The following is a 14,909-nucleotide window of genomic DNA, read 5'->3' as shown; positions in this document are numbered from 1 at the left end:
GTGTCGCGCATGATCAGCGGCGGCTCGGCCGGGTTGAGGATGATGATGGCCTTGCCCTGTTTGGCGCCGCCCACCTTCTCCACCGCACCGGCGGTGGTGCGGGTGAATTCGTCGATGTTCTTGCGTGTGCCCGGGCCGGCCGACTTGCTCGACACCGTGGCGACGATCTCGCCGTAGCTCACCGCCTGCACACGTGACACCGCCGCCACCATCGGGATCGTGGCCTGGCCACCGCAGGTGACCATGTTCACGTTCATCTCGCCCTTGCCCACATGCTCGACCAGATTGACCGGCGGCACGCAGAAGGGGCCGACCGCGGCCGGGGTGAGATCGATCATCAGCACGCCCAGCTCATTGAGCTTGCGGCTGTTCTCGGCATGCACGTAGGCGCTGGTGGCGTCGAAGGCGATCTGCACGCCGTCGGCCTTGACGTGCGCCAGCAGCCCATCGACGCCGTCGGCGGTGGTCTTGAGGCCCATCTCGCGCGCACGCGCCAGACCCTCGGAAGTGGCGTCGATGCCCACCATCCACACCGGCTCGAGCACCGCGCTACGCTTCAGTTTGTACAGCAGGTCGGTACCGATGTTGCCCGGACCGATGAGGGCACATTTGATCTTGTTCATAGGGAGTTTTTCTCAACGACAGAAAGTTCAAAAATCAGACAAGACGCAGCGCGCGGCTACCCGCGGCGCCCAGCCCAGCGCTACTCGACGCTGTGGATCGCTTTCATGCGCTGCTCTCTTACGCTGGATCCTGATCAGCACCGATCGCACTCAGCCCAGCCTGTGCGCAGAGGCCATCCTGCTCTTCCGAGGCACCCGATACACCGATGCCGCCGATCAGTGCGCCGCCGCTACGAATGGGCAGACCGCCACCAAAGACGATGAGCCGGGGCTGGGCCGAGAAGCCGAGTTTCATGCCTTCGTTGTCGCCGAACACCTTCATCCAGTCGGCAGTCGGAAAACCGAAACCGCCCGCGGTGTAGGCCTTGTCGATGGCGATCGCGATCGACTGCGGGAAGGCGCCCGGCATACGCAGGAAGGCCACCAGATTCCCGGCGCTATCGGCGACGGCCACGTTGATGCGTACATCGAGTCGGCTCGCCTCCTGGACCGCGGCCTCGACGGCGGTATGTGCGGCTTCCCAACTGATCGTGGATTGAGCGATCGCGAGCTTCATTGTGTGGACTCCTTGCTGCACAGTGGCACTGAACACGCATCAAGTTAGATCATCATTATTTCGAGGTCAAGATCATTTCTCGAGATTTTTTAGCAATCTTCAAAATGACCCGCCTTCAGCTAAAATGCATTGAGCCCACTCCAAGAGCCCTGCTCCACCATGAGCGAAATCATCCTGCGCCAAACACTGCCATCCGAAGCCCAGGAGCCCAAGACACTTGTCGAAGGCGCCTACCAGCGTCTGCGCCGCGACATCATCGAAGGCACGCATGCTCCGGGTGACAAGCTGCGCGTTGAACACCTCAAGGAACACTATGACGTTGGCGCCGGCACCTTGCGTGAGGCCTTGCTCATGCTGGTCACCGATGCTCTCGTGGTGGCACAGGGACAACGCGGTTTTCGCGTCGCCCCCATTTCACTCGCCGATTTCGAGGACATCACACGCACTCGCGTACTGCTGGAAACCGAAGCGCTGAGGCAGTCGATCGCGGCCGGCGGAGAAGAGTGGGAGGCGGCCATAGTGGCCGCCTTTCACCGTCTTTCGCGCGCCGAACAGCGCCTTGCCGATCATGAGCAGGGGATAAGCGAGGAGTGGGAGATGCGCAACCGTGCCTTTCATGAAGCCCTCATCTCCGCCTCCGCCTCACGCTGGATTCGACATTTCCAGCACATTCTCTATCAGCAGTCCGAACGCTACCGCCGCATCAGCCTGTTCCGCCAGCCCATTGCACGCGACATCCATGCCGAACATCAGGCCCTGTTCGAGGCCAGCCTCGCGCGCGACGCGACGCGCGCGACCTCAATCCTGACCGAACATCTCCTGCGCACCCTCGATGCCGTCAGGCGCATGCCCGCAGACTTCTTCAACGGCAAGGGCACGGGCAAGCCCTGACCACGGCAGGAGGTTGGCACCCTTGCAGTTTGTGACCACGGCTTCAGGCCGCCGTGGTCACAGCAGGCTCAGGTCACCACGCTCAGGAAACGCTCGTTGAGCTTGCGGTCGTGATAGAAGATGCCGGTGCCGACCTCGTCCCAGGTCCAACTGACAGGCTTCCAGTCCGGATAACACTGGTAGCCGCCACAGAAGGTCTCAAAACGATTGCCCGACGGATCGAAGGCGTAGATCGTGGTGCCGCGGGTGATGCCATGGCGGGTCGGGCCGATGTCGATCGAGACCTTGTTCATCGACATGATGTCGGCCGCACGCAACACCTTTTCCCAGCTTTCGAGCAGGAAGGAAACGTGGTGCAGCTTGCCCGGTTCGGCATGACGGACAAAGGCGATGTCGTGGGCCTTGATCGAGCAGGACAGCCAGATCGCCAGATCGGTCTCGCCGTCCTCCATGATCACCCGCTCGACAAGGTAGAAACCGAGCACCTTGATGAAGATGTCCTGCACCTTCTCGATATCGGGGCCGTACAGCAGGCAATGGTCGAGTCGGATCGGCGCAATACCGTGCTCGGCTTCGGCGGTCCACGGCGGCGGGTTGGTGTAGGTGTCGTCGTTGCCGTAATCGGCCTTTTCCCAGTACAGCTCGATCAGGTGACCCGAGGGTACTTCGAAGCGGACGCGCTCACCGGTCTCAAGCAGATCACCAGCGGGGATGCGCTCGGTCTTCAGGCCGTAGGCCTGCAGGTCGCGGTCCAGCTTGTCCAGCGTGGCCTGGTCGGCAACCTTGAACCCAAAGAAGTCGATACCCGCGCTGTCGGCCTCACGCAGGATCAGACTGTGATGGTCGCGCTCATCCCAGGCCTTGAAGTACACCCGCCCCTGGCTGTCACGCCCGGTCTCGACCAGGCCGAGCACCTTGCCGTAGTGATTGATTCCTTCCTCGAGGTCCAGCACGCGAAGCTGGGCGTGGCCCGGACGCAGAACACCAGTCATTGCCATGATTGTCTCTTCTCCATGTTTATTGCCGGGGGCGGTTTCCCACGGCGGTTCTGAATCGTCTTGCAAGAGGCCGGCGATGCGAACAGCCACCGCCGGCCGACACTAGATGCGCTTGAACAAGGGACTGCGCACCTGCTGCACATCCGCGGCGGAGAAGAACTTCTCCATGTAGATGTCGCGCTCGAACAGACGCCCCTGCATCAGCGCATTGATACAGGCATCGATCATCAGCGGCGGGCCACACAGGTAGGCCTTGTGCCCCCGGAAATCACCCTTGAAGTGCGCCGCGGCGGCCTCATGCACATGGCCGCGGAAGCCCGTCCACGCCGAACCCGCCGGCTCGTCCGACAGGGTCGGCACATAGCGGAGGTTGGGGTGACGCTCGGCCAGGGCGAGGAAGGCCTCGTGGTAATACAGCTCGCTGCGATTGCGCTGCCCATACACCAGGGTCATGGGCCGCAGATCTCCCGCTTCGAGCAGATCGAGGATCATCGAGCGTGGACTCGACAAGCCCGAACCACCGGCCATGAACAGCAGCGACTCGGGCATCGACTTGCGCACGAAGAAACGACCGTAGGGTCCGGACAGGCGCACACGCTCGCCGACCTTCAGCTGCTCGTGGACCCAGGTGGTGCCGCGCCCGCCCGCTACGATACGGATGTTGAGCTCGAGCTCGCGCCCGCTAGCGGGCGGGTTCGCCAGTGAGAACGCGCGGCTGTATTCACCGCCTTCGAGGAAGAAGTTCACATACTGCCCGGCCTGGAAGTGCAGCGCCTCATCGGTCTCGACAAACACCGCCTTGATCGTCGGTGTCAGCGCCTCGATGCGGGTGACGGTGCCCGGGAAGTCGCGCACCGGAATGGACTCGGCATCAGGCTCTTCCTCGATCTCAGCCTCGATCGTGAGGTCGGACTCCAGCCGTGCGCAGCAGGCGAGCGTCTTACCCTCGTCGCGCTCGAAGTCCATCAAGGCAAAGCTGGAGGCCTCGCCATGATCGACCTCGCCATCGACGATCTGCACCTTGCACGTCGCGCACAGGCCATGGCAACAGGCGTGGGGCAGCCAGATGCCGGCGCGCAGCGCGGCGTCCAGGATGGTCTGGTCGTCTTCGACCTCGATGGTCTGGCCGATGGGTTCAATGGTCAGCTCGTAGCTCATCGTTCGTATCCGTGTTTCCGTTGGAGGCGGTGCAGGCGCGACACGCGGCGAAGCGCGCCGCAGCCCACGCTCAGCTGCAGGAGCCCTTGATGCCGTTCAGGCCCGGGGTGCGAAAGCGGATCACGTCCTTGTGCCTGAGACCGTTTTCGGCAAGCGACTTGTCGAAGTCGGGGGCGAAGGGCTTGCCCGACTTCAACCACTCCACCTTCGCCCAGTCGATCTGTGCGAAATCGGGGTGGTAGCCGAACGCGGCCTGCATAGGGCCGGCGACCACGTCACCGAAGCGCATCGCCGGCGGGAAGGGAAAGGCGAAGGGCGCACAGAACAGCAGGTGGTCTTCCCAGCCGATGAAGAGCAACTGGGCGCCGTGGAACTTGTCCTGTGAATCGGCAGCGGCGAATTCGTATTTCGAAACAGCAGCAACAGCCATGTCTTGTCTCCTTGCAAACTCTTGATCGCCACGGGTGCCTGAGCACCCGCAGCCTGCAGCGCTCAGATGTTCTTGGTCGCCTGGCCGCGCCATTCGGCGAAGTTCTTCTTGTCCTCGGAAATGTCGAAGTCGAGGTTGTCGCGACCGTTCTCGAGGTTGTAGTACTTGAGCACGGCAGCCAGCGCATCGAAACCTTCGACGGTCGGGTCGGTGCCCTCGGGGAAGCAGTTGCCCTGGTAGATCTGCTGCACCGGCAGCCAGGCCTGGATGTACTTCTCCGGCTCGTGCTCGAAGATCTGCTTGCAGGGGTCCGAGCAGAAGTGGTACTTGTCGCCCTTGTAATCGACCTCGCGGTAACAGATCTTGGTCGGCTCGCCAGGCTCGGTAAACACCATCGGGATCTGGCAGGTCTGGCACAACATGGGCAGCGTCTTGCTGTAGAAGCGGTTGCCCTTGGCGGCCTGCTCGCGCCAGAACTCGTAACGTGGGCGATACAGCTTGTCGAAGCTCTCCGGGTACTTGCTCGACAGCCAGGTCATTTCATCCTCGTCCGGCATCCAGGTGTGGAAATTGGCGGCGGCGGCGTAGTTGTAGAAAGTGCTCCAGGCCTGGTGCGACAGGTGGTCCTTTTCGAGGGCGATCTGCTCGGCGCACTTGGGCATGGTGATGCCGTAGCGGGCGAGGTCCTTGAACAGCGCACCGCCGTTCTCCTCGAAATACACCTCCCAGGCCTCCTTCCAGCTCATCGTGCGCTTGGGCAGCATGTAGTCCATCATCATCGCCACCAGGGTCAGCACGCGATAACCACGCCAGGTCCACTTGTCGATCCAGCGCTGGACGATGGGCACGTTGGCGGGATCCTGCTCGAGGATGAACTTGATCACCTCCAGGCCCAGCGTCATGTGACGCGCCTCGTCGGACTGCGCCGAGAAGCCGAAGGTCATCGTGCCCATGTCGCCGTTGTAGGCTGCACCCGAGACAAAGGGCACAAACAGCAGATTGGTCAGCACGTATTCGAACGAGAATCCGATCGACACCATGAACTCGAACGGGCCCGCGGTAATGGCGTCGTCGAAGAAGCTCTTGGGCACCGACAGGAACCACACCCGGTCATGCATGTGATGGAAATCATGCATGCCGTTGTAGTACTTGTTGTAGTTCGAGATCGCGTGCACCTGCGTCTGCGCATGACGGATCTCGTCCAGCGACTGCATCAGGCAGGCGACGCGTGGCCCGGCGCCGGGGAAGGCCCGACCGGCGTGAGCGAAACCACGGTGCGCGACGTACTCGAGCGGGCTGATGCCGCTGATGAACAGCTTGAGCGTGTTGATGTAGCGCGCGTCGGTGACGTTGAGGTGGCCGTTGTTCTGGGCAAAGGCGTCAATGATCGCGTACAGCTTGCGTTCCTTCTCGGCCTGGTATTTCCAGTAGGAGTCCATGGTCAGGCGGAAGGGGTCCTCCCACTTGTCCCAGTCATGGATCTTGATCCCTTCGTAAGCCATGTACGGATAGATGTCTTCCATCTTCTGGTACGACGGGGTCCAGTCCAGACCGCGCGTCATCACCGCATAACGCTCTTTCAGGCCGAGCTTCTTCTTGGCAACTTGCATGTCCATTTTCGTGTCTCCTCAGGGTCTCAGGACTTCCAGAACAAGGTGATTTCGTCGTCGGTCTGATCGAGATTGCCGGACATCGTGATCATGTTGACCTGCAGCTCCTGCAGGTCGTAAGCACGGCCGATGATCTCCTCTATCGTTTCGCGGCGCACCACCAGGCGGCCGTCGGCATTGATCTTGACCATGGCCGGCTGCTCGTCACACACGGCGCCCGGGTTGTCCTGCAGGATCGCCTCGATGATGGGGCGGGTTTCTTCGTTGGTTTGCAGCGCAAGAAATACTGTCGACATGGAAACTCCGCTCAGATCGCGACGCCGGCCTTGGCCATGCGTGCGTTGAATTGCAGGACAATCTCGCCCATCACTTCGTCGGTCTGGTCGGCCAGGCCGATGCGTGCGACCGGCAGCAGCGCGGCAGCGGCACGGTCGCGCCAAGCGCTCAGCCAGGCCGCGAGGACTTCCTTGTTCGCAGGCGACTCGGCCGCAGCGATCTTCACCGTCGCATCGACCCATTTCCGGGTTTCGGCGTACCAGTCGGTCATGAACTGGGTGAGCATGGCCACTGGCGTACCGCCCTGCGACGACAGCACCTCGTCGATGATGGTGTCGTACACCAGCGGGTACATCAGGCCATCCAGCACCACGTTCTGCACCACGAAGAGCTCGAAGGGGTCCTTGATCACGAAGGAGTCCTCGACGAAGCGGCGCAAACCCTGCCAGGTGTCATCCTCCATCCACGCGCGCTTGGCCTCGTCAAGTGCGTCGACGTCCCCCAGCACCAGACCCACGCGAGTGATGTATTGCGCGATACCGAGCTGATCCATCGCCTGGTAGATGTGTGGTTGCGAAAAGCCGGTGCCGTAGCTGTAGGCACAGACGCTCGCGTTGTTCATGTTCGAGCCCCAGGCCACATGGCGCAGCGGCAGCAGCAGCTTCAGTACGGTGTCGCGCAAGGGCTCGGGCAACGTCGCCGCAAGGCCGCGGTTCTCGACGAAGTCGAAATTGGACTCCGCAGTGTCCTGCTGCCTGGCGCGCGTCAGCGTGTAGGCGCCGTAGTAGAACTGGCGCGGGTCCTTGAAGGCATACCAGTCGGCCATCACGATCGCGCTGCGAGAGGCGTCGTAGATGGCATGCTCCGGATCCCAGGTAGGCCGGTAATGGAAGTTGGCCGTCTGCTGCATGTCCAGGGTGCCTTCCTGGTAGCGCGAAGCGGGCTTGTCACTGCCAATGCGGCGGGCGACATTGTCGAAGGTGTGCCGCAAGGGCTTGATGGACACCGTACGCAAATCGATATGCATGAATTCTCCTCCTTCTGTTTATTGGCCCAGGCTCAGCGGAAACGCTGCTGCGTGGCTTGATGCAGGTTCCAGTTCCAGTCTCCAGCTTCCTCGTCGCCAGCCGGATCACGGGGCTCGAGGAATGTCACAGCGTTGACCTGACAGAACGACTCGTAGGCCGCGGCGGGAAGCAACATCTCCACGTACAGCTCGGGCTCGCCGATGGCGAACTCAAACTCCACGAATCCGTCCGTCCTGCGCTCAACCAGACGCACGAACTTGCGACTGACATCGATCGCCGGTTCCGCATTTTTCATGCCCCACCCTCCATTCCTTTGATCAACACGGGCTTGCTAGCGGAGGGATACACACAAATTTCGTGCCAGCTCCGAACAAAAGCCCTGATCACCAGCAATTCCGGGTTTTATCGATATTTTTAAACAATACTGCCTGACGCTTCGAGTTCATCAAATGATCAATTCACTGTTTCCGCTTATCATTTGATCAGTCGTTTTTATTGCGATGCAATATACGCACTGCAAGCGCCCAGCACGCGCGCGCCGTCAATTGGCACGGTCACCCGCCTCGGCACAAATGGCTTGCACCATCCCTCCCGCACTTTCATCGTCACCGCGAAGCCCTGCCGCATTGCTGTGCTCACCTTCATTGCCATGCCTGCCGTCAGTGCAGTGATCAATTGCGGTGCTCAGCTGACGAATACGCAGCACAAGCAAAAAATCATGTTGCTGACATTTTTTCTCGAGATTTATACCGTAATTGGTACGCAGCAGCGGCCGCTGCGCTAAGCTTGAAGCCTGGTGTGGGTGCGCAGAGCTCATGAGCGCCCTGCCACAGCGTGAATGCGACGTGAACCCGGAGGAGACCCATGAGCACGATCCAATATCCCGAGAGCGCCGACCTGCGCAGCTTGCTCAGATTTGCGCCCGAGGATGGACACATCTGGCTCGGCGAGCACCGCATGTTGCTTCTGCACGCCGGAGCCATGTCCGAGCTGCGCAAGGAGCTGATCACCTCGGTGGGCCAGCAACAGGCACGACGCATCCTCACCCGCATGGGCTTTGCTTCCGGCATGAGGGACGCCGAGCTGGCGCGCAAGGCGCGCGGGACGAGCGAACCGTCGGACGCCTTCGTCGTCGGGCCTCAACTCCACATGCTCGAAGGCTGCGCCAAAGTGCTGCCGATTCGCCTCGAATTCAGCTACGCCGACCGTGCCTTTGACGGGGAATTCCTGTGGGAGAACGCGTGGGAGGCCGAAGCCCATGTGCAGGCCTTCGGTGAGGTTGAGCACCCCGTGTGCTGGATGATGATTGGTTACGCCTCGGGCTACACCAGCGCCTTCATGGGCCGCTTCATCCTCTTCAAGGAGGTCGAATGTGCTGCAACGGGCTGCGAACATTGCCGGATCATTGGCAAGCCGGCCGAAGACTGGCCCGACGCAGACGAACTCACGCCATATTACGAAGCAGACTCGATCGTCGGCCGGCTACTCGAATTACGCGACGAGATCGAGGCCATGCGCACCACGATCGCCTGCCCGCATCGCACGGCCAACCTCATCGGCAACTCCAGCGCTTTCCTGCACGCCTACGATCTGATCAGTCGCGCCGCCTCCACCAATGTGTCAGTCCTGCTCCTCGGCGAAACCGGTGTCGGCAAGGAGCGCTTCGCCCGCACACTGCATGAATTGAGCGCACGCAAGGAACAGCCCTTCATCGCCGTCAATTGTGCGGCGTTGCCGGGCGAACTCATCGAGTCCGAACTCTTCGGCGTGGAACGCGGCGCATTCACCGGCGCGCACACATCTCGCGCCGGCAAATTCGAACGCGCACACGGCGGCACCCTGTTCCTCGACGAGGTGGGCGAGCTCCCGCTCGCGGCACAGGCCAAGCTGCTGCGGGTCCTGCAGGAAGGAGAAATCGAGCGCCTGGGCGATGAGCGAACACGCAAGGTCAATGTCAGGCTCGTCGCCGCGACCAATGTCGACCTGCAGAAAGCCGTCAGTGACGGACTCTTTCGCCGTGATCTGTTTTATCGCCTCAACGTGTACCCGGTCACGATTCCGCCGCTACGAAACCGCACCGGGGATATCCCGGCACTGGTCGACGCCATGATCCGCCGCTTCGCGACCCTTCACGGCAAGCGCGTCGCGGGAGTCAGTGACAAGGCGATGCATGCGCTGAAATTGCACAGCTGGCCCGGCAACGTGCGCGAACTGGAGAACGTCCTCGAGCGTGGAGTGATCCTCGTGCCCCCCAACCGTCCGATCGAGATCGAGCACTTGTTCATAGGCAGCGTCAGTGAGCCTTCGCAGCAGCACCTGCTCGGCGAGGGAGGCGAACTCGAGTGCGCGCAGCGAGCTGGCCGGGATCTGGCGTTGGCAGTGCTCGATAGCGGGCGATCACTTGACGAATTCGAGCAGGACCTGCTGCGATCTGCGGTGGAGAGGGCCGATGGCAATCTCGCTGCCGCTGCCCGCCTGCTGGGCATGACGCGGCCGCAACTCCACTACCGGCTCAAGAAACAAGCGGACTGACTCAGGCTTGGCGCCGGACACGGCACAGGCGGAGCGCCGTGCTGGTGACGAGAGAGTTGGGGGCACAAGGAGGCACGCCCAACCGACTCGGACATGAAAAAAGCCCTTGATCATGAATTGAAGAAGGGCTTTTATTTTGGCGGAGTGGACGGGACTCGAACCCGCGACCCCCGGCGTGACAGGCCGGTATTCTAACCAACTGAACTACCACTCCGCATCCATCAGTTCGCCAGCCTGCGCTGCCGAACTCGGTTTGAGCTTGTTGCGCCAAACCTGTGTATGGCGTCCCCACGGGGATTCGAACCCCGGTTATCGCCGTGAAAGGGCGGTGTCCTAGGCCTCTAGACGATGGGGACTTGGGCACTTCTGATACTTCAAACTTCTTGGTGGAGGTAAGCGGGATCGAACCGCTGACCTCTTGCATGCCATGCAAGCGCTCTCCCAGCTGAGCTATACCCCCACGACCAGCCGGAAACTATAACCACTGGCTGAGCTCTTTGCAAGAGCTTCGAACATCTTGCAGAACTATGGCCCGACTTAAAACTTGGCGGAGTGGACGGGACTCGAACCCGCGACCCCCGGCGTGACAGGCCGGTATTCTAACCAACTGAACTACCACTCCGCACCAGACTGCACCGACACCATTGTGCCGGCCCTGCGCTCCAGCGACTGCGTGCTGGATCGCCTTGAATTGGCGTCCCCACGGGGATTCGAACCCCGGTTATCGCCGTGAAAGGGCGGTGTCCTAGGCCTCTAGACGATGGGGACTTGGGTACTGCAAACTGTACTACATCTTCGTTTTTGGTGGAGGTAAGCGGGATCGAACCGCTGACCTCTTGCATGCCATGCAAGCGCTCTCCCAGCTGAGCTATACCCCCGTCACCGAAGAGCGCGCATTATAGGATCCCGATCAGCCGCTGTAAACACCTATTTTTCACACCTATTTTTCAGCCCTGAAGAGGCCTGAGGGCGCGCACGCCACCGCGCCCAGGACCTTGCCCGGATTCATCAGCCCCGCAGGGTCAAGCGCGTGCTTGACCGCCCGCATCATCTCCATCTCGACATCCGACTTGTAGCGTACGAGCTCATCGCGCTTGAGCTGACCGAGACCGTGTTCGGCCGAGATCGAGCCCCCCAGCGCCGCCACCAGATCATGCACCTTGCGATTGAGCTCGGGCGTGCGCGCGATGAAGTCCTCATTTTCCAGCTTCTCTGGCTTGGACAGGTTGTAGTGCAGGTTGCCGTCGCCGATGTGGCCAAAGGCGACGATGCGAACATCCGGCCAGGCCTCCAGGAGCATCGTCTGCGCACGCTCGAGGAACTCCGGAATGCGACTCACCGGCACGGCGATGTCGTGCTTGATGCTGATGCCTTCGATGCGCTGCGCCTCGGAGATGTTTTCACGCAGTGACCACAAGGCTTGCGCCTGAGCGAGACTGCGGGCGATCACCGCGTCATCGACCAGGTCTTGCGCCATGGCTTGTGTCAGCGCAGCCTCAAGCTCGGCAGCAAGATCCGCCGTACCCGCGCTGTCCGACAGCTCGATCAGCACACTCCAGTCCGCACCACCCACGAGCGGCGCGCGTGCGCCGGGAATATGCCGCAGCACCAGGTCGAGCGCAGAGCGCCCAATGATCTCGAACGCGGTGATGCGCTCGCCGCACAGACTGCGCATGAGGCCGAGCAGGCGAATGGCTGCAGCGGGATCGGGCACCGCAAGCCAGGCGGTGGCCCTTTGTCCGATCGCAGGAAAGAGCTTCAGCACCGCAGCAGTGATGATGCCCAGCGTCCCCTCGGCGCCAATGAAGAGCTGCTTGAGGTCGTAACCGGTGTTGTCCTTGCGCAGCCCGCGCAGCCCATCCCAGATGCGGCCGTCGGCCAGCACCACTTCGAGCCCGAGCGTCAGTTCGCGCATGTTGCCGTAGCGCAGCACCTGCACGCCGCCAGCATTGGTCGACAGATTGCCGCCAACACGACAACTGCCTTCGGAGGCAAGCGAGAGCGGAAACAGGCGACCCGCATCCAGCGCAGCCTGCTGCAGCGCCGCCAGCGTACACCCGGCCTCCACGGTGATGGTGTTGTTGTCGCCATCGACGGCGCGGATGCGGTTCATGCGCTCCAGGCTGAGGACGATGGCGCGCCCATCCTCGGCGGGTGTCGCACCGCCACACAGACCGGTATTGCCGCCCTGCGCCACGATCGGCACGCCGTCCGCCGCACACGCCCGGACGACGCCCGCCAGCTCCTGCGTTGATCCCGGGCGCACCACTGCACGCGCCTTGCCCTGGTAACGGCCTCGCCAGTCGCTGAGGTAAGGCGCCATATCCGTTGGCGCGGTGAGCACATGCTGCGTGCCGACGGCATCGCACAAGGCTTGAAAGAATGCGTCCATGCTCTACTCTCCTTCGCTTGCGCAAGGTTGGACACGAAGACTGCGACGACGATCAGCCGGGATCGCGGCCGAGCGCATAGTGCAGCAACGGCAGCATCCGCGCCACGGCGGCCTCGCCTTCGGCAACCGCCTCGGCCGCACGGTGATAGTCCATCAGGCCCAGATGGCCGACCCGCGGTGAAATCAGGACATCTGCCGGCTCGCCGGCAAGGCGGCTGCGTGCGATGCGCACCTGCATGATGTTGATGCTGGAGCTGATGACGGACACCAGTGAAGGCAGCGCCTCCCTGGGCGACGCCGCGGGCGGCGCCGCAAGCTCGCGTCCGTTGTTGCCAAACCCGAATCGCGCCAGCACACGTTCGGTCCAGCCCGCCTCGACTTCCTCGGGCGGATGTGGCTCAGCCTGTCGGGAGCGCGGCATGCGCGCCACCATGTCCGCACCCACATCAACCGCGATGACGATGTCAGCCCCCATCGCACGACACAGCGAAACCGGGACCGGATTGACCAAACCCCCATCGACCAGCAGGCGGCCATTGTGCACGACCGGCGTCATCAGTCCGGGAACCGCAATGGAAGCGCGCACCGCCGCCGATACACTGCCCTCCTGCAGCCAGATTTCGCGGCCGGTGGTGAGCTCGGTGGCGACGCAGGCGAAGCGCGTCTCAAGCTCCGAAAAGTCGCGGTCAATGAAGTTGCGTTCGAAAAAGTCGATGAGCTTGTCGCCCTTGATGAGGCCGCTGCGCAGGGAGACATCAAGCAAGGAGACCACGTCCTGCCACTTGAGCTTTTTGGCCCATTGTGCAAGCTTTTCGAGATCACCCGACGCCGCCGCTGCGCCGACGAAGGCACCGATCGAGCAGCCACAAATGATCTGCGGCACCACGCCTTCTTGCGCCAGCGCCTGCAATACACCCAGATGCGCCCAGCCTCGGGCGGCACCGCTACCCAGGGCAAGACCAATCACCGGCTCTCCACCCTCACCCCGCACAGGTCCCTGGGCAAGCGGCAACGCAACACCGGTCTCAGCCGACATGATCTCTCCCCTACCCAGCGGACAGCGAAAAACTCAATCGAGGCGCTCGGCGTAGAGGTCGTGCACATCGCAATCGGTGATGCGCACGCGCACGAAATCACCAGCCGCCAGGCCCTCGGCGTCAGGAATGACGACCAGGCCGTCAATCTCGGGCGCATCGCCTGGCGAGCGCGCGAGCGCGCCCTCCTCGTCGATGTCGTCGACCAGCACCGTCATCTCGCGGCCAATCCTGGCCTCAAGACGCTGCGTGGAAATATCTTCCTGAAAATCCATCAGGCGTGCGCGTCGCTCCTCGCGCACCTCGTCGGGGACCGCATCGGCGAGCTCATTGGCCGCCGCCCCCGCCACCGGAGAGTAGGCAAAGGCGCCAACGCGGTCGAGCTGGGCTTCGTCGAGGAAGTTCAGCAGCAGCTCGAAGTCCTCCTCGGTTTCACCGGGAAAGCCGGTGATGAAGGTCGAGCGGATCGTCAGCTCGGGGCAGATGCTGCGCCACTTGCGCACGCGCGCAAGCACATTTTCGGCATTCGCAGGCCGCTTCATGGCCTTCAGGATGCGCGGGCTGGCGTGCTGAAAGGGCACGTCCAGGTAAGGCAGGATCTTGCCCTCGGCCATCAGCGGAATCAATTCATCAACGCTTGGGTACGGATACACGTAGTGCATGCGAATCCAGATGCCGAGCTCACCCAGGGCGCTGGCGAGCTCGAGCAGGCGCGTCCTGATCGGCCGCCCGTTCCAGAAACCGGTGCGGTACTTGACGTCCACCCCGTAGGCCGAGGTGTCCTGCGAGATCACCAGCAGTTCCTTCACCCCGGCCGCGGCCAGCGCTTCGGCCTCACGCATGATGTCGTGAATCGGCCGACTGACCAGGTCGCCACGCATCGAGGGGATGATGCAGAAAGTGCAGCGGTGATTGCAGCCTTCGGAAATCTTCAGGTACGCGTAATGCTGCGGCGTCAGACGGATGCCCTGCGGCGGAACCAGATCGGTGAAGGGGTCATGCGGCTTGGGCAGATGCCGATGCACCGCATGCATGACCTCGTCAGTGGCGTTGGGGCCGGTCACGGCCAGCACCTGCGGGTGGGCACTCAGCACCACGCCATCCTTTGCGCCCAGACAGCCGGTCACGATGACCTTGCCGTTTTCGTTCAGCGCCTCGCCGATGGCGTCGAGTGACTCTTCCACCGCAGCGTCGATGAAGCCGCAGGTATTGACCACGACGAGATCAGCGTCGTCATACGAGCCGGTGATCTCATAGCCCTCAGCCCGCAAGCGGGTCAGGATGTGCTCGGAATCCACCGTTGCCTTGGGGCAGCCAAGTGAAACGAAGCCGACACGCGGCAGGTCCGGGGTCTTGATGATGCTCATGCGCTGGATGCTCG

At 62.2% G+C, this 14,909-nt stretch carries 15 protein-coding genes and 6 tRNA genes; 3 read left to right on the top strand and 18 right to left on the bottom strand.

What is annotated here, in order from left to right:
- Nucleotides 1-623 (bottom strand): acetaldehyde dehydrogenase (acetylating) (locus M622_RS29520; protein ID WP_021249245.1); only part of this gene is annotated, 623 nt, incomplete at its 3' end.
- 118 nt (nucleotides 624-741) lie between these two features.
- A complete protein-coding gene (locus M622_RS29515) occupies nucleotides 742-1,179 on the bottom strand; it encodes a GlcG/HbpS family heme-binding protein (RefSeq protein ID WP_021249244.1) in 438 nt (145 codons plus the stop codon).
- A 159-nt stretch (nucleotides 1,180-1,338) separates the two neighbouring features.
- On the opposite strand from M622_RS29515, the gene M622_RS29510 reads away from it, so the two are divergent.
- Nucleotides 1,339-2,070, top strand: a complete 732-nt coding sequence (locus M622_RS29510; protein ID WP_021249243.1) for a GntR family transcriptional regulator — start codon at nucleotides 1,339-1,341, stop codon at nucleotides 2,068-2,070.
- Nucleotides 2,071-2,138: 68 nt separating this feature from the next.
- Here the strand turns inward: M622_RS29510 and M622_RS29505 are convergent, their stop codons facing one another.
- The 7 genes from M622_RS29505 to M622_RS29475 form a co-directional block, all read right to left on the bottom strand.
- The gene (locus M622_RS29505; RefSeq protein ID WP_031346799.1) at nucleotides 2,139-3,068 is read right to left on the bottom strand and encodes a catechol 2,3-dioxygenase; all 930 of its coding nucleotides are present in this window, start codon (nucleotides 3,066-3,068) and stop codon (nucleotides 2,139-2,141) included.
- Nucleotides 3,069-3,170: 102 nt separating this feature from the next.
- Nucleotides 3,171-4,226, bottom strand: a complete 1,056-nt coding sequence (locus tag M622_RS29500; RefSeq protein ID WP_021249241.1) for an NADH:ubiquinone reductase (Na(+)-transporting) subunit F — start codon at nucleotides 4,224-4,226, stop codon at nucleotides 3,171-3,173.
- 70 nt (nucleotides 4,227-4,296) lie between these two features.
- The gene (locus M622_RS29495; RefSeq protein WP_021249240.1) at nucleotides 4,297-4,656 is read right to left on the bottom strand and encodes a phenol hydroxylase subunit P4; all 360 of its coding nucleotides are present in this window, start codon (nucleotides 4,654-4,656) and stop codon (nucleotides 4,297-4,299) included.
- A gap of 62 nt (nucleotides 4,657-4,718) precedes the next feature.
- The gene (locus M622_RS29490; protein ID WP_021249239.1) at nucleotides 4,719-6,272 is read right to left on the bottom strand and encodes an aromatic/alkene/methane monooxygenase hydroxylase/oxygenase subunit alpha; all 1,554 of its coding nucleotides are present in this window, start codon (nucleotides 6,270-6,272) and stop codon (nucleotides 4,719-4,721) included.
- A gap of 20 nt (nucleotides 6,273-6,292) precedes the next feature.
- Entirely contained in the window at nucleotides 6,293-6,562 is a 270-nt protein-coding gene (locus tag M622_RS29485; protein WP_021249238.1) for an MmoB/DmpM family protein, read from the bottom strand.
- A gap of 11 nt (nucleotides 6,563-6,573) precedes the next feature.
- Nucleotides 6,574-7,569 (bottom strand): aromatic/alkene monooxygenase hydroxylase subunit beta, encoded by a 996-nt coding sequence (locus M622_RS29480; protein WP_021249237.1) that lies wholly within the window; start codon nucleotides 7,567-7,569, stop codon nucleotides 6,574-6,576.
- A gap of 32 nt (nucleotides 7,570-7,601) precedes the next feature.
- A complete protein-coding gene (locus M622_RS29475) occupies nucleotides 7,602-7,865 on the bottom strand; it encodes a phenol hydroxylase subunit (RefSeq protein ID WP_021249236.1) in 264 nt (87 codons plus the stop codon).
- Nucleotides 7,866-8,048: 183 nt separating this feature from the next.
- Here M622_RS29475 and M622_RS29470 point away from each other — a divergent pair, with 183 nt between their 5' ends.
- Together M622_RS29470 and M622_RS29465 are read left to right on the top strand one after the other, a co-directional pair.
- A complete protein-coding gene (locus M622_RS29470) occupies nucleotides 8,049-8,354 on the top strand; it encodes a hypothetical protein (protein ID WP_021249235.1) in 306 nt (101 codons plus the stop codon).
- 80 nt (nucleotides 8,355-8,434) lie between these two features.
- On the top strand, nucleotides 8,435-10,102 hold the full coding sequence (locus M622_RS29465) for a sigma-54-dependent Fis family transcriptional regulator (protein WP_021249234.1): 1,668 nt from the start codon (nucleotides 8,435-8,437) through the stop codon (nucleotides 10,100-10,102).
- Between the two features lie 137 nt (nucleotides 10,103-10,239).
- Here M622_RS29465 and M622_RS29460 read toward each other — a convergent pair.
- The 9 genes from M622_RS29460 to rimO all read right to left on the bottom strand — a co-directional run bounded on the left by M622_RS29460 (nucleotide 10,240) and on the right by rimO (nucleotide 14,895).
- A tRNA-Asp gene (locus tag M622_RS29460) sits at nucleotides 10,240-10,316 on the bottom strand.
- 66 nt (nucleotides 10,317-10,382) lie between these two features.
- Nucleotides 10,383-10,458 (bottom strand) — tRNA-Glu (locus tag M622_RS29455).
- Between the two features lie 28 nt (nucleotides 10,459-10,486).
- Nucleotides 10,487-10,562, bottom strand: a tRNA-Ala gene (locus M622_RS29450).
- Between the two features lie 85 nt (nucleotides 10,563-10,647).
- Nucleotides 10,648-10,724: transfer RNA gene (locus tag M622_RS29445), tRNA-Asp, on the bottom strand.
- Between the two features lie 70 nt (nucleotides 10,725-10,794).
- Nucleotides 10,795-10,870, bottom strand: a tRNA-Glu gene (locus M622_RS29440).
- 34 nt (nucleotides 10,871-10,904) lie between these two features.
- Nucleotides 10,905-10,980, bottom strand: a tRNA-Ala gene (locus M622_RS29435).
- A gap of 62 nt (nucleotides 10,981-11,042) precedes the next feature.
- Nucleotides 11,043-12,494, bottom strand: coding sequence for an FAD-binding oxidoreductase (locus tag M622_RS29430; protein WP_021249233.1), 1,452 nt, complete (start codon nucleotides 12,492-12,494; stop codon nucleotides 11,043-11,045).
- Nucleotides 12,495-12,546: 52 nt separating this feature from the next.
- A complete protein-coding gene (rssA, locus tag M622_RS29425; RefSeq protein ID WP_021249232.1) occupies nucleotides 12,547-13,530 on the bottom strand; it encodes a patatin-like phospholipase RssA in 984 nt (327 codons plus the stop codon).
- A gap of 33 nt (nucleotides 13,531-13,563) precedes the next feature.
- A complete protein-coding gene (gene rimO, locus M622_RS29420; RefSeq protein ID WP_021249231.1) occupies nucleotides 13,564-14,895 on the bottom strand; it encodes a 30S ribosomal protein S12 methylthiotransferase RimO in 1,332 nt (443 codons plus the stop codon).
- Between the last annotated feature and the right edge of the window lie 14 nt (nucleotides 14,896-14,909).

Origin of the sequence: Thauera terpenica 58Eu, assembly GCF_000443165.1 — a bacterium.
Classification (GTDB): domain Bacteria; phylum Pseudomonadota; class Gammaproteobacteria; order Burkholderiales; family Rhodocyclaceae; genus Thauera; species Thauera terpenica.
The sequence above is the reverse complement of the archived record's forward strand: the minus strand, read 5'-3'. Positions and strand labels throughout refer to the sequence as shown.

Bases quoted from the DNA above. Each gene is read 5' to 3' on its own strand.
- M622_RS29515 (WP_021249244.1), bottom strand. From the start codon at position 1,179: ATGAAGCTCGCGATCGCTCAATCCACGATCAGTTGGGAAGCCGCACAT.
- M622_RS29510 (WP_021249243.1), top strand. From the start codon at position 1,339: ATGAGCGAAATCATCCTGCGCCAAACACTGCCATCCGAAGCCCAGGAG.
- M622_RS29505 (WP_031346799.1), bottom strand. From the start codon at position 3,068: ATGGCAATGACTGGTGTTCTGCGTCCGGGCCACGCCCAGCTTCGCGTG.
- M622_RS29500 (WP_021249241.1), bottom strand. From the start codon at position 4,226: ATGAGCTACGAGCTGACCATTGAACCCATCGGCCAGACCATCGAGGTC.
- M622_RS29495 (WP_021249240.1), bottom strand. From the start codon at position 4,656: ATGGCTGTTGCTGCTGTTTCGAAATACGAATTCGCCGCTGCCGATTCA.
- M622_RS29490 (WP_021249239.1), bottom strand. From the start codon at position 6,272: ATGGACATGCAAGTTGCCAAGAAGAAGCTCGGCCTGAAAGAGCGTTAT.
- M622_RS29485 (WP_021249238.1), bottom strand. From the start codon at position 6,562: ATGTCGACAGTATTTCTTGCGCTGCAAACCAACGAAGAAACCCGCCCC.
- M622_RS29480 (WP_021249237.1), bottom strand. From the start codon at position 7,569: ATGCATATCGATTTGCGTACGGTGTCCATCAAGCCCTTGCGGCACACC.
- M622_RS29475 (WP_021249236.1), bottom strand. From the start codon at position 7,865: ATGAAAAATGCGGAACCGGCGATCGATGTCAGTCGCAAGTTCGTGCGT.
- M622_RS29465 (WP_021249234.1), top strand. From the start codon at position 8,435: ATGAGCACGATCCAATATCCCGAGAGCGCCGACCTGCGCAGCTTGCTC.
- M622_RS29430 (WP_021249233.1), bottom strand. From the start codon at position 12,494: ATGGACGCATTCTTTCAAGCCTTGTGCGATGCCGTCGGCACGCAGCAT.
- rssA (WP_021249232.1), bottom strand. From the start codon at position 13,530: ATGTCGGCTGAGACCGGTGTTGCGTTGCCGCTTGCCCAGGGACCTGTG.
- rimO (WP_021249231.1), bottom strand. From the start codon at position 14,895: ATGAGCATCATCAAGACCCCGGACCTGCCGCGTGTCGGCTTCGTTTCA.